Source organism: Streptomonospora mangrovi, assembly GCF_027604915.1.
GTDB classification, from domain to species: Bacteria; Actinomycetota; Actinomycetes; order Streptosporangiales; family Streptosporangiaceae; genus Streptomonospora; species Streptomonospora mangrovi.
Map to the genome: position 1 here is coordinate 235,680 of NZ_JAJAQC010000003.1, position 13,585 is coordinate 249,264.

The 13,585-nt window shown below is 71.8% G+C and carries 11 protein-coding genes; 6 read left to right on the forward strand and 5 right to left on the reverse strand.

Translation table 11 applies throughout. The features are described from left to right. Positions 1 to 120 precede the first annotated feature (120 nt). The 6 genes from mgrA to LG943_RS02605 all read left to right on the forward strand — a co-directional run bounded on the left by mgrA (position 121) and on the right by LG943_RS02605 (position 8,697). Entirely contained in the window at positions 121 to 1,197 is a 1,077-nt protein-coding gene (gene mgrA / locus LG943_RS02580; protein WP_270070508.1) for an L-glyceraldehyde 3-phosphate reductase, read from the forward strand. 439 nt (positions 1,198 to 1,636) lie between these two features. Further along, positions 1,637 to 2,620, forward strand: coding sequence for an ABC transporter permease (locus LG943_RS02585; RefSeq protein WP_270070509.1), 984 nt, complete (start codon positions 1,637 to 1,639; stop codon positions 2,618 to 2,620). Between the two features lie 85 nt (positions 2,621 to 2,705). Then, complete coding sequence (locus tag LG943_RS02590; protein ID WP_270070510.1) at positions 2,706 to 3,611, forward strand: ABC transporter permease; 906 nt, start codon at positions 2,706 to 2,708, stop codon at positions 3,609 to 3,611. A gap of 9 nt (positions 3,612 to 3,620) precedes the next feature. Next, on the forward strand, positions 3,621 to 5,753 hold the full coding sequence (locus tag LG943_RS02595) for an ABC transporter ATP-binding protein (protein WP_270070511.1): 2,133 nt from the start codon (positions 3,621 to 3,623) through the stop codon (positions 5,751 to 5,753). 68 nt (positions 5,754 to 5,821) lie between these two features. Beyond that, entirely contained in the window at positions 5,822 to 7,537 is a 1,716-nt protein-coding gene (locus LG943_RS02600) for an ABC transporter family substrate-binding protein (protein WP_270070548.1), read from the forward strand. A gap of 593 nt (positions 7,538 to 8,130) precedes the next feature. Further along, on the forward strand, positions 8,131 to 8,697 hold the full coding sequence (locus LG943_RS02605; protein ID WP_270070512.1) for a hypothetical protein: 567 nt from the start codon (positions 8,131 to 8,133) through the stop codon (positions 8,695 to 8,697). 356 nt (positions 8,698 to 9,053) lie between these two features. Here LG943_RS02605 and LG943_RS02610 read toward each other — a convergent pair whose 3' ends face one another. The 5 genes from LG943_RS02610 to LG943_RS02630 all read right to left on the reverse strand — a co-directional run bounded on the left by LG943_RS02610 (position 9,054) and on the right by LG943_RS02630 (position 13,577). Further along, entirely contained in the window at positions 9,054 to 9,527 is a 474-nt protein-coding gene (locus tag LG943_RS02610; protein ID WP_270070513.1) for a hypothetical protein, read from the reverse strand. A 70-nt stretch (positions 9,528 to 9,597) separates the two neighbouring features. Next, entirely contained in the window at positions 9,598 to 11,214 is a 1,617-nt protein-coding gene (locus LG943_RS02615) for a hypothetical protein (RefSeq protein WP_270070514.1), read from the reverse strand. A gap of 160 nt (positions 11,215 to 11,374) precedes the next feature. Next, the gene (locus tag LG943_RS02620; RefSeq protein ID WP_270070515.1) at positions 11,375 to 12,226 is read right to left on the reverse strand and encodes a hypothetical protein; all 852 of its coding nucleotides are present in this window, start codon (positions 12,224 to 12,226) and stop codon (positions 11,375 to 11,377) included. A 92-nt stretch (positions 12,227 to 12,318) separates the two neighbouring features. Continuing rightward, positions 12,319 to 12,876: a C40 family peptidase gene (locus LG943_RS02625; protein ID WP_270070516.1), complete on the reverse strand. Its 558-nt coding sequence runs from the start codon at positions 12,874 to 12,876 to the stop codon at positions 12,319 to 12,321. 125 nt (positions 12,877 to 13,001) lie between these two features. Further along, the gene (locus LG943_RS02630; RefSeq protein ID WP_270070517.1) at positions 13,002 to 13,577 is read right to left on the reverse strand and encodes a hypothetical protein; all 576 of its coding nucleotides are present in this window, start codon (positions 13,575 to 13,577) and stop codon (positions 13,002 to 13,004) included. Positions 13,578 to 13,585: the final 8 nt, after the last annotated feature.

The following is a 13,585-nucleotide window of genomic DNA, read 5'->3' on the forward strand; positions in this document are numbered from 1 at the left end:
CCCCCAGACGCGCCCAGCGCCCGCCCGCCGTCGGTTTCGGGCGGCGGGCGGGCGTGCGCGGGCACCGGGCGCAGACGTCCGGTTCGGGGCGGGGCGGCACCGGATGGAATGATGGGGCCCATGGTGCGAGAACACGACGTCCCCCGGCTCGACGCGCCACCGGCCGGGGTGCACACCGCCGACCCCGCCCGCTACGACGGGCGCATGCCCTACCGGCGCAGCGGCCGCAGCGGGCTGGACCTGCCCGCCGTGTCGCTGGGGCTGTGGCAGAACTTCGGCGACGACCGGCCGCTGGAGACCCGGCGCGCCATCCTGCGCCGGGCCTTCGACCTGGGAATCACCCACTTCGACCTGGCCAACAACTACGGGCCGCCGGCCGGCGCGGCCGAGGTCAACTTCGGCCGGATGCTGCGCGAGGACTTCCGGCCCTACCGCGACGAGATCGTGATCTCCACCAAGGCGGGCTACGACATGTGGCCCGGCCCCTACGGCAGCGGCGGGTCGCGCAAGTACCTGCTGGCCAGCCTGGACCAGTCGCTGGCCCGCATGGGCCTGGACCACGTCGACATCTTCTACAGCCACCGCTACGACCCCTCCACGCCGCTGGAGGAGACCATGGGCGCGCTGGCGCACGCGGTGCGGTCGGGGCGGGCGCTCTACGCCGGGATCTCCTCCTACTCCGCGCGGCGCACGGCCGAGGCGGCGGCGCTGCTGCGGGAGATGGGCGTGCCGCTGCTCATCCACCAGCCGTCCTACTCGATGGTCAACCGGTGGATCGAGGAGCAGGACCTGCTGGGCGCGCTGGAGCGCGAGGGCGCCGGCTGCATCGTGTTCTCCCCGCTGGCCCAGGGCCTGCTGACCGGCCGCTACCTGGACGGGGTGCCCGCCGACTCCCGCGCTCAGCGCGGCAAGGCGTTCTCGCGCGACTGGCTGAAGGCCGACGTGCTGGAGCGGGTGCGGGCGCTGGACGCGCTGGCGCGGCGGCGCGGGCAGACGCTGGCCCAGTTGGCGCTGTCCTGGGTGCTGCGCGACGAGCGGGTGACCTCGGCGCTGATCGGTGCCAGCAGCGTGGAGCAACTGGAGGAGAACGTGGCGGCGGTGCGCGGCCCGGCGCTGAGCGACGAGGAGTTGGCCGAGATCGACCGGCACGCGGTGGACCTCGGGGTCAACATCTGGCGGCGCTCCAGCGACGCCTGAGGCGCGCGGGCGGTGCCCGCGCGCCCGAGCGCGAGGGGCGCGGGCACCGCCGGACGGCCGGCGGGCGGGCCGCGCGGGCGCTGCGGGCGCCTGTGGACGGTCTGAGCGGAAGCGTCCGGAGGTGGTTTATATTCTGCTGTGAAGTGCGGGGATGTGAAGAAAAACTACGCTCGTTGTGCTTTCTTGATAGGCCGGTAACCTTCCGGTGTCCGAGAACAGCCCAAACTCGTGTCAATTCGGATCACTGACCGTGAATCGGATGTAAGTGGATTGCGGTCACGCCGGGGAGCCGATCCTCTCCTGCGGGACTGGACTCCATTCCTCGCGCCCGTCTGAATGTAGGTAGGCACAGAACGCACTCTGTGGGCCCAGAGGACTTGCGCCGATCGTTCACAGCAGGTCCGAACCGGTCCACCCGGGCGAGACGTAGGGGCATCCGTTGGCGAAGTTCCTGATCAGGAGACTGCTCAGCTCACTCATACTGGTCTTCCTGGCGTCGAGCCTGGCCTACCTCCTGGCCGCCACCACGCTCAGCCCGCGCTCCAACTTCGAGCAGCAGCAGCCGCCGCTCAGCGCCGAGGCGATCGAGCGCGAACTCGACCACCTCAACCTCAACGACCGCACCCCGCTCGCCGAGCGCTACGCGACGTGGCTTTCCGGTGTGGTGGTCGGTGATTTCGGCCAGACCATTACCGACCAGAGCGTCAACGAGCACATTGCCAGAAAAGCCGGGGTCACCCTGCGGCTGATCGTGGTCGGCGCGGTCATCGGCGCCACTTTGGGCGTGGCCGTCGGCGCCTACTCCGCGGTGCGCCAGTACCGCGCCTTCGACCGGGCCTCCACCGTGGTGGCGTTCTTCCTGCTGGCCGTGCCCACCATCGTGATCGCCGTGGTCCTCCAGGTCACCGCGGTGTGGATCAACGACGTCACCGGCCGCCAGCTCCTGGAGTACGGCGGCGAGTACACCGCCAACCTCGACGCCGGGTTCTGGGGCACCCTCGCCGACCGCGTCCAGCACGCCATCCTGCCCACGCTTACCCTGGTGCTGTCGCTGTTCGCCGCCTTCAGCCGCTACCAGCGCAACATGATGCTCGACGTGCTCGCCTCGGACTTCGTGCGCACCGCCATGGCCAAGGGCCTCACCCGGCGGGCCGCCCTGTTCAAGCACGCGCTGCGCACCGCCATGATCCCCACCATCACCTACTTCACCTTCACCTTCGGCATCCTCATCGCCAACGCCACCTTCACCGAGAAGGTGTTCGGCTGGCACGGCATGGGCGCCTGGGTCGTGGACTCCATCGTGACCAACGACGTCAACGCGGTGGCCGCCGTCACCTGCTTCATGGCCGTGTGCGTGATGGCCGCGTCGTTTCTGTCCGACGTGCTCTACGCCTGGCTCGACCCCCGGGTGCGGGTGAGCTGACCGTGCCCACCGCTTCCGCGTCCCCGCGCCCGGCCGGCCCCCCGGCCGCGGCGCCCCGCTGCCGCCCGGCGTTGGAGGAGATCCCGTGAGCATCGCAACCGAGCGCGAGGCCCAGGCGCCCGACGACATCCCCCCGGCCATCACCGGCCGCTGGTCCTCGCTGGCCAAGGAGGTCCTGGGCACCCCGCGCGTGGTCGTGGGCCTGGTGATCATCGGCGCCCTGGTGCTCATGGCCTGGATCGGGCCGCTGTTCAGCCCGTGGGAGTTCGACGAGCGCGACTTCTTCGCGTTCCGCAGCCCGCCCTCGGCCGAGCACTGGTTCGGCACCAACACCACCGGGCGCGACGTCTTCCACATGACCATGGTGGGGCTCCAGCGCTCCATCGTGATCGGGCTGTGCGCGGCCGTGGCCACCACCGTGGTCGCCGCGATCGTGGGCGCCTTCGCCGGCTACTACCTGGGCCCCACCGACCGCGTGCTGATGTGGATCACCGACCTCTTCCTGGTGCTCCCGCAGTTTCTGATCCTGGCGATCCTCTACCCGGTGCTGCGCGGCTCGGAGTGGCCCGTCTTCGTCATCCTGCTCGCGGGGCTGATGTGGATGGTCACCGCCAAGATGGTGCGCGGCATGACCATCTCGCTCAAGGAGCGCGAGTACGTGCTGGCCGCCCGCTACATGGGGGTCAGCAGCGGGCGCATCATCCTGCGCCACATCCTGCCCAACATGTCGTCGCTGCTGATCGTCGACATCACCATCAACGTCAGCGGCGCCATCATCCTGGAGACCGCGCTGTCCTACTTCGGATTCGGCGTGCAGCCCCCCGACGTCACCCTGGGCTCCCTCATCGCCGAGGGATCGCGCCAGGCCCTGGCCTTCCCGTGGACCTTCTGGTTCTGCACCGGGCTGCTCATCCTGCTCGTGCTGGCGGTCAACCTGGTCGGCGACGGCCTGCGCGACGCCCTTGACCCGCACTCCAGGCGCAGGAGCTAGAGGGGAACCATGACCGCCACCACCGCCCATGCCCACGGCGACGCCGCGCGGCCCGACGGCACCGACACCCCGGTCCTCCAGGTCACCGACCTGGAGGTCACCTTCCCGGGCACCCGCGGCAGCCCCGACGTCACCGCGGTGCGCGGCGTCAGCTACGAGCTGCGCCGCGGCGAGATCCTGGGGATCGTGGGGGAGTCCGGGTCGGGCAAGTCGGTGTCGTCGCTGGCCGCCATGGGCCTGCTGCCCGACTACGCCCGCGTGAGCGGCTCCATCCGGCTGCACGGCGAGGAACTGCTGGGGCTGGACGACCGCGCCATGGCCGCCAAGCGGGGCCGGGCCATCGCCATGGTCTTCCAGGACCCGCTGTCGGGGCTGACCCCGGTCTACACCGTCGGCGACCAGGTCGCCGAGGCCGTCCGCGCGCACAACCCCCACTTCGGCAAGGCCGCCGCGCTGGCCCGCGCCGTCGAGCTGCTCACCCTCGTGGGCATCCCCGACGCCGAGCGGCGGCACCGCTCCTTCCCCCACGAGTTCTCCGGCGGCATGCGGCAGCGGGTCATGATCGCCATCGCGATCGCCAACGACCCCGACGTCATCATCTGCGACGAACCCACCACCGCGCTCGACGTCACCATCCAGGCCCAGATCCTGGAGGTCCTCAAGACCGCGCAGCGCGAGACCGGCGCCGCCATCCTGATGATCACCCACGACCTGGGCGTGGTGGCCGGCCTGGTCGACCGCGTGCAGGTCATGTACGCCGGGCGGCTGGTCGAGACCGGGCCCGTCGACGACGTCTACTACCGCACCCGCATGCCCTACACCATGGGCCTGCTGGGCTCGGTGCCGCGCCTGGACCAGGACGACAAGACCCCGCTCATCCCCATCGCCGGCAGCCCGCCCTCCCTCACCGACATGCCGCCCGGCTGCCCGTTCGCCCCGCGCTGCCCGCTGGCCGTCGAGGCGTGCACCCAGGCCGAGCCCGCGCTGGAGCAGGTCGGCGCGCCCGGCCACCGGGCGGCCTGCGTCCGCGCCGGCGAGATCCAGGCCAACGGCTGGACCGCGCGCGACGTCTACCCCGTGCCCGAGATCGGCGACCCCCCGCAGGCGGCGGTCCCGCGCGAGGACCGCACCACCGTGCTGGAGGTCGAGAACCTGGTCAAGCACCACCCGCTGACGCGCGGCGCGCTGTTCAAGCGGCGGGTGGGCACCGTCTACGCGGTCGACGGCGTCAGCTTCGACATCCGCGAGGGCGAGACCCTGGGCCTGGTGGGGGAGTCCGGCTGCGGCAAGACCACCACCCTGCTGGAGATCCTCAGCCTGGACCGCCCCCAGAGCGGGGCGGTGCGGGTGCTGGGCACCGAGTCCGGCCGGATCGGCGGGCGCGAGCGCATGCGGGTGCGGCGCGACATGCAGGTGGTGTTCCAGGACCCGATGAGTTCGCTGGACCCCCGCATGCGGGTCTTCGAGATCGTCGCCGAGCCGCTGCGCACCCACGCCTACCCCAAGGACAGGCTCCAGGCGCGCGTCATCGAACTGCTGCGGCTGGTCGGCCTGGAGGCCGAGCACGCCGCCCGCTACCCGGCCGAATTCTCCGGCGGCCAGCGCCAGCGCGTCGGCATCGCGCGGGCGCTCGCGCTGGAGCCCCGGCTGATCGTGCTGGACGAACCCGTCTCGGCGCTGGACGTCTCGATCCAGGCCGGGGTGGTCAACCTGCTGGACGACCTCAAGGCCCGGCTCGGCCTGGCCTACCTGTTCGTCGCCCACGACCTGTCGGTGGTGCGCCACATCGCCGACCGCGTGGCGGTGATGTACCTCGGCAAGATCGTGGAGATCGGCGAGGTCGCCAACCTGTACCGGCACCCCACCCACCCCTACACCCAGGCGCTGCTGTCGGCGATCCCGCTGCCCGACCCCGAGAAGGAGCGGCGGCGGTCCCACATCGTCCTGGAGGGTGACCTCCCCAACCCCGCTGACCCGCCCTCGGGGTGCCGCTTCCGCACCCGGTGCCAGAAGTTCGCCGTGCTCGGCGAGGAGGAGCGCACCGCGTGCCGGGAGCGCGAACCGGAACTGCGGCGCCGCGTGGAGGGCGCGGCCGACCAGGCCGCCGCCTGCCACTACGCCGAGCGGCAGGAGCCCCTGTGACCGTCGGAGGGCCGATCGCGCCCACCCGATCCCCCAGGAAAGTGATCAGTGAGGAGACTCCCGTGCGGATGAGACGCGCCGCCAAGCTCGGCGCCCCCCTCGTGGTCCTGGCCCTTGCGGCCAGTGCCTGCGGCGGTGGCGGCGGAGACGAGGGGAACGAGAACCAGGAGACCCTGGCGGACATCCCCGCCATCGACATCAACCAGACGGACCGCGCCGACCTCCAGGAGGGCGGCACCTTCCACTGGGGGATCAACGAGTTCCCGCCGCAGTACCAGGTGCACCACACGCAGGGCAACCTCGCCAACGCCGAGCGGATCGCCTCGGCCGTGCTGCCCCAGGCCCACAACTTCGACGAGAACGGCGACCCGTACCCCAACGAGGACTACGTCCTCTCCAGCGAGATCAGCGACGACGGGATGACGCTCACCTTCGAGCTGAACCCCGACGCCGAGTGGTCCAACGGCGAGCCGATCACCTGGGAGGACTACGCCGCCCAGGTCGAGACGGTCGGCGGGCACCGCGACAACGACAGCGAGTTCGAGATCGGCGACAAGTCCGGTTACGAGCGGATCGGCGACGTCGAGCAGGGGGACGACGAGTACGAGGTGATCTTCCACTTCGACGAGCCCTTCGCCGAGTGGCCGCGCCTGTTCGACGCCCTGTACCCCAAGGAGTACATGGAGGACCCGGAGCGGTTCAACGAGGACTACGAGCTGGCCTTCCCGGTCACCGCCGGGCCGTTCGGCGACGTGGAGTTCGACGAGACCGCGCAGACCATCACGGTCAACCGCGACGACAACTGGTGGGGCGAGCCCGCCATCCTCGACTCGATCGTGTTCCACACCTACGGCAACGACGCGCTGCCCGGGGTGATGAACAACGGCGAGATCGACGGCTTCTACCTGGGCTACGACGCCGCCGCCTACGAGCTGCTGAGCGACGCCGAGGGCGTGCGCCTGACCAAGGCCATCGACAACGCCTACCGGCACATCACCTTCAACGCCGGTGAGGGCCGCCTGCTGGCCGACCGCGAGGTGCGCAACGCGCTCGTGCACGCCATCGACCGGTCGCAGATGGCCCAGGCCACGCTCAGCGGCGTCAACTGGACCACCGACCCCACGGTCAACCGGCTCATCCGCTCCACCCAGACCGGCTTCCGCGACAACAGCGAGGGCTTCGGCGAGTACGACCCCGAGCTGGCGGCGCAGATGCTGGAGGACGCCGGGTGGACCCTGGAGGGCGAGGGCGAGGTCCGGACCAAGGACGGCGAGCGCCTCGAACTGGACTGGGTGATCCCCTCGGACCTCCAGAACACCGCCGACGAGGCGGAGATCGCCAAGGCGCAACTGGCGGAGGTGGGCGTGGCCGTCAACGTGGAGACGGTGCCGAGCAACTCCTACTTCCCGGAGTACATCGTGCCGGGCGAGTTCGACGCCACGACGTTCGTGTACTCCAGCACCAACCCCTACGCGGGGTACTTCGCCGAGAACTTCACCGGCCCGGTGGGCGAGGACGAGGACGGCAACCCCACCTGGGGCAACAACCTGCACTTCTCCTCCACCGACGAGCTGAACGAGGCGTTCGACGAACTGTCGAAGGAGACCGACCCCGAGGCGTACGCGGAGAAGGCCAACGAGATCGACCGCATGCTGTGGGAGGAGAGCATGGCGGTGCCGCTGTTCCAGCGGCCCGGCATCTACGCGGTGAACCCCAACGTCGCGAACTGGGGAGCCAACGGGCTCGCCTCCATCCAGTACACGGACATCGGGTTCGTGGAGTAAGCGGAGTGATTCCTTAACCGACCCGAGCGAGCGGACCCCCTCACCCGCCCGCCCCGGCCGCGCCACCCCGCCCGGCCGCCATCCTCGCGGTACCCGTTCGGTGCCCCCGCCCTGCCCCGGGCGGGGGCACCGCCATGTGTGTGGGGGCGGGTGGGGCTGTGGGATCGGCGGACGCGAGGGCCGGGAGGGGCACCGCCATGTCGGGGCGGGGCCGGGTGTGTAAGGGGGACGGGGGAGCAGGGGAGCGAGGGCGTGCGCGGGTGTGTGCGGGTGTGCGGGGCGGGTGCGGTGGGACGCGCGTTCCGTCTAGACTCGTCCGCTGAACCGCGCACACCGGATGCTCCGGAACGCCCTCCGGCGCGCGGCAGCGGCGCCGCACGGCGAAGCGGTCCCGCGCCGGTGAGGCGGGCGGCCGTGGTGGTCACGGCGGTCACAACGATCGGGCACGGCAGGCAGCACCACGGGCCGGGGAACGCCGCCGCCGGAAACGGCGCGCGTTCGCGCGGCGGAGTGGAGCACGGACGCGGATCGCGACGGGGACGGCGCAACTCGCGGGGGATGGACGCATCCGAACACGAGTCGGCGGAGGGACAATGGTCGAGTTCGTCCGGGCCTGGATCATCGGCGCGGTGTCGTGGTTCATGCTCACCAACATCGGCGCGCTGGCGTTCCGCCTCCTCGCCCCGCCCGAGCACACGCAGAGCTTCGGCTGGGCGCTGCTGTGGCTGGGCGGGATCGGGTTCGCCGCCTACTTCCTGACCGTGGTGGCCACCGCCCTGGTCCACCGGGCCCCCGACCGCCACGACCTCGGCCGCAACGCCCTGGCGGTCCTCCCGGCCCCGGTGGTGGGGAGCTCGGTCGACACGGGCCGCCTGCTGGCGGGCACGGGCGTGAACTGGCCGCTGTACGCGAGCTGGACGGCCATCGCCCTGGTGGGCGCGGTGCTGGCCTTCCTGCTGATGCGCCGCCTCCAGCGCCCCGCCGTCGTCGAGGCGGAGACAGGCGCCCGCGTCCGCGTCCCCAAGACCTACTGGGACCGCACCGACGCCGGCTCGCCCGAAGACGCGACCGCACCGGACGAGCCCTCATCTCCCGCCGAGCCGGAAGAACAGACCCCCACCCCCAACCCGACCCCCGACTCGACACCCACCCCGGACTGACAGGCATGCGGGTGAGCCGGTCCGGCCCCATGGCACCACCCGGGTAGGCGACCGGCACCGCCGCAACCTTTTCGGTCGATCATTTCGCCCCCGGGGAGAACAAGCCGCCTGAGCACCGCGAGCGACACCGGCGGGAATCGGCGGTTGGGCCGTTCCGCTTGGACGTCGCCGGGAGGAGCAGCAGGTGGGGCTTGCCGCCTGGGCGATCTCGCCGAGGGCGGGGGTTGGCGGGGACTGGAGCGAAGAGCCGTAGGCGGTGGCCGTGGGCGGAGCAGGTCCATGAAGTAAGTGAGCCTGGCGGTCGAGCGGGCGGGCAGGCAGGGTAGGTGGCGGTCGCTGTCGTTGCCGTCCACAGTTCACGGTGTGCGTCCGGGGAGCGGTGGCCGGGCGGCCGCGGACAGGCGGGCGCCTGCGGCGCTGCCGAGGGCGAGTGCGCTGAGGGCCACGGCGGCGGCGACGGCGTCGGCCGTCCCGGCTCCGCCGGGGCCGGTGGCATGTGCGGTGATCTCAGCGACCGCCCCCACGCCCGGCACCGCCAGGGCCGCCGCGAGGCGGCGGCCGCGGCGGTCGCGGTGGGGACGGGGATGCGCGAGTCCACCGGCGAAGGCCACCAGGGCGTAGCCGACGAGCGTGGTACACCCGATCCAGGCCAGCCTGCCCGGCGACTCCGCCAGGGCACCGGGCGGCAGCCAGGCCAGGTGCGCCGCGGCGCCGGCCACCGCCCACCCCGTCCACACCGCCGCCCCGACCGCCCAGGCGCGCAGCAGATCAAGCAAACCGTCCTCCTCGTGTTCGTGTTCGTGTTCGTCGTGGGTCGTGGTCGTGGCCATCGGAATGAGCCGCGTCGCCTTTCTCCTCCACAGCGCACACGTCCGCCCCCTCCCGCCCCCGGTGGCCGCCTCAGTCGGTGCATGCCGTCAGGGGGACGAGGTCGCGGCGGCCCTCGCCATCGGGTGCGCCGAGGTAGCGGGCGCCGGTGGCGGTGCGGGAGACCGACTCCCATCCCGTCGAGCCGCCGAAGGCCCATCCGGCGAGGACGGCGTCGGCGGTGAACTCCCTGCCATCCGTGTCGACGGCGTACCGGACGGTGCTGTAGGTGGCCTCGGCGTGCAGCAGCCGGTCGAAGTCGCTGACCGGCACGCCGCTATCCCCGCCTCCACCGGCGTCGGTGCCGGCGCCCTGGTCGACCCGCGGGTCGGTGACGTCCTTGGGGCGGCCGGTGGTGGAGAGGAAGGACAGGGCGAGCAGCGGCTCCCCGCCCTCCAGCCAGGCGCGGACGGTCGCGCGGTTGGCGTCGGTGACCTTCAGGCGTGCCGTGCCCTCCGTCTGGCCGTGCTCGTCCTCGGCGTTGACGACCTGGATGGCGACCTCGGTCAGGCGCCCCGTCCGCCGGTCCCGGGTGGTGGTGAGGGCGGCGCTGACGAGCCGGTCGCTGGCGTTTTCGGGGGTGAGGACGGAACGCGGCACCAGGCGGCCGACCTCACCGGCCTCCTCGAAGGTGAACCCCACGGTCTCGGCTACGGTGCCGCGCCGCTCGTCGATCTCGCGGGAGACGTGCCCGCTGCCCTCGGCGCTCGCGGACACCAGGTGCAGCAGGTCCACGCCGCTGGCGACACCCTGCCCGCCCGGGCGCGGGTCGGCCCCGTCGGCGGAGGGGGCGGCCGGGCCACCCGCGCCGCCCGCGTCGGAGCGGTCGGGGTGGCCGGGGCGGCGCCCGCGCCCGCCCAGCGTGGCGCCCAGGTCTCCCGTGAGCCGCAGGCCGCCGTCGACCACGACCGCGCGGCGGTCGGGCGGGGGCAGGGCGCCGGTCCCGCCGCCGGTGCCGGCGCCGCCGCCGCCGGTGCCGGCACCGGCGCCGCCGCCTCCCAGGTGCTCCTCCAGCAGGCCGATGATCTGGGCGCCCACCGCGTCGAAGGCGCCGCTGTCCTCGGTCAGTTCCGCCAGGTGGACCGACCGGGCCACACGTTCGCGGAAGTCGGCGGCGGCGCGGCGGTCGGCGAGGGTCCAGGTCTCGACCGCCGTCACTCCGCCGCGCACGCCCGCCGCGATACCGGCGTCGACCTCGGCGAGGTGCCCGACGCCGACGCCCCAGCGGAAGGGGCTCGGCAGGTCCGCGGCGGCGTCGAAGCCCCGGGCGAGGCTGACCTCCACGGTGCCGTCGGAGCTGACCCGCTCGGCGATCCGGACCTTGCCGCCGGGGGACACGGCCACAGAGACGCCGGTGGCCGCCGTCATGGCGGAGGAGCCGGTGGTGCAGCCCTGCGGGCGGAAGGCGGCGTCGCGGTCGGCGGCGGCGGAGTCGGCCGCGGCCGCGCCTGCGCCCGCGCCGCAGTCCGCGAGCCGCAGGACGGCGCAGACGGCGCGCTCGACCTCCGCCAGGACGCGCCGGCCGGGTTCCGTCGAGCCGGCCACGCCGATGAGCCCGACGGCCGCGCCCGCGACCAGGGCGACGACACCCGCGTACTCCAGAATTGCCCCGCCGCGCTCGGCACGGAGGGGTCGGCGGCACAGTGCCATGGCAAGCCTCGCAAAGACAACGACCGCGGCAGGTGCGGTCGGGAACAGTGCGGTCAGGCCGGAGGAGCCAGGCACAGGTCGGCGGCGCGATCACCGCACAGCCGCGCGGGGACGATGCCGGGCACGCCGTCACAGCGGGCGGCGGGGCTGGGCATCGGTGCTAGGGCGCGGTCACCGTCTCGTCGGTGCTCCAGTCGGTCAGGGTCAGGGCGAACCAGCGGTTCTGCAAGCCCGTGCGGTCGGGCGGAAGGTGCTGGTAGTACACGAGCGGCCGGTTGGCGTCGTCCACCCACAGTTCGACGTCGACGGCGGCCTCGCCGAGGCCCATGTCGACCAGGGTGGTGTACTCGCTCCGGGCGAAGCCGACCGCGTGCTCCCGGAGATCGTCGATGTAGGCGGTTCCGCGCCAGTGCGCGGTGGGGGTGCCGTGGACCTCGACCGCGTCCACGAGGCGGAGGTCGGTGCTGACGGCCAGCGCGGCCGTGATGTGCGAGCAGTTGGCGCCGCGCGCGGCGGTGAGGTCCGGCAGGTAGTCGGAGGGGACGTCGGCGGCGCGGTAGTCGTCGCCCAGGGGCCAGAAGTCGCCGCCGGAGGCGCTGTGCAGGCCGTCGTCGGTGGCGACCGATCCGCTGGCCTGGACGTCGGCGGCGGAGGTCTCGTCGCCGTCGTAGTCGCGGCCGGGGACGAAGTCGGGCTCCAGCACGTAGCGCGTCGCGTCGCCCTCGACGCGGTAGACGCCCGAGCCGTCGCCCGAGCAGCTCAGCCGCCCGCTGTTGAGGACGGCCATGCCGCTGCTGTCGAAGCTCTGCAACCGCCACGCCGCGGAGTCCTCGGCGTCGAGCGCGGCGGTGACGGCGTCGGCCAGCTCGGTCCGGTCGGAGGCGTCGCCCGGGGTGGGCACGGCCGAGCCCTGCGGCTCAGGCGCCCCGGAGGCACCCACGCAGGCGGACAGCGCCGCGACGCACACCGCCGCCGCCGTGCCGGCGACCACCCGCCGCACCACGCGCGCCACAATCGCGCCTTTCAACGCGTCTGCCGCGGCCACCGCAGTTCCGCCCACACACACACTCAGTCCGCGTATCCCGCGCATCCCACGTACCGCACTCACCCTTGCGGCACCCGCGCCTGCCCGACCCACAGCGACTCCCAGTGCGGGTTGCCGATCACCTGGGTGACGTTGACCGGGTTGCCGGCGTGCACCATCTGCCCGTTGCCGATGTACATGCCGACGTGCGTGGGCGGCTCCATCTCGGGCATGGTGTGGAAGAAGATCAGGTCGCCGGGCTGGAGTTCGCCCTTGGAGATGTTGGGCAGCGCCGCGATCTGGTCCCAGGTTGTCCGCGGAATACTCACCCCGGCCTCGCGCCACGCCTCCATCATCAGCGAGGAGCAGTCATACCCGCTGCGCCCCGTGGCCCCCCAGATGTACGGCTTCCCCTGCTGAGCCAACGCGAACGCCACCGCCACCCGCGCGTCCCCCTCGCCGCGAACCTCCCCGTCCCAGGTACTGGAGAAGGTCCACACATACTCCTCAGGCTCCTCGGGCCGCTCATGCTCGACCCAGCTCTCACCCCCGCACTCGGGCCCCTCAACGCGACACACGTAGTCGCGGGTCGCATCGTGCAGCACATCGGCGATGGAGGAGGACGAAAGCCCGATCACGACCACAGCGGCAATGGAAACAAGAGCCGCCGTCTCCATAATCGAGGCCCCACGATCCCCCCGCCGCCCCCCAACCCGAGCCAACGGCGTCACGAACTTCCCCACCGGACCACTCCTTATCCGCCTCAGCCGACCGGGACGTCGTCGATCGGGTCAAAACCGGGGATCTCGACCGACACAGTGGTGGTGTCGGAGGGCACCCGGTAGGTCGTCCAGTAATCAGTGCTCTGGTTCGGCTCGATAAGCGGGTCATAGGGGGAGAGCGAGACGTACCCCGAGCAGAGGCAATTAGTTTCGGCGTCGATCAGCGGGTGGTGCCTGGTACTCGATGAGTTGTCGAGTAGAGTGACGCCGCTGAGGTGGGTGTGCCGATAGTCATAAACGGGATTTGAGAAGTTGTTGGCGTGAATGTTTTCCGTCCCGTTGTTGGTGATGCGTACCGTAAGGACGGTGAGTTCGCTGCTTTCTGAGCGGGTTAGCTCCAGAACTTCCGCCGTCGCCTCCGAAACGTTCTCGAGGTCACCGTTGCTTGTGGCCGTGCCGAGCGTTTGCGAAGGAGAAGCCCCTGGTGAGGCATGGGAGCCCTCCGGCGGGGAGGGTGTGGTCGCAGTCGCCGAGGCGGTTGAGAAAGGAACAACGAGTAGCGGGACCGCGATCACCGTCCAGGCCAGGCAGTGCACAATATGGCGTTTCATATTCATGTGCTTCC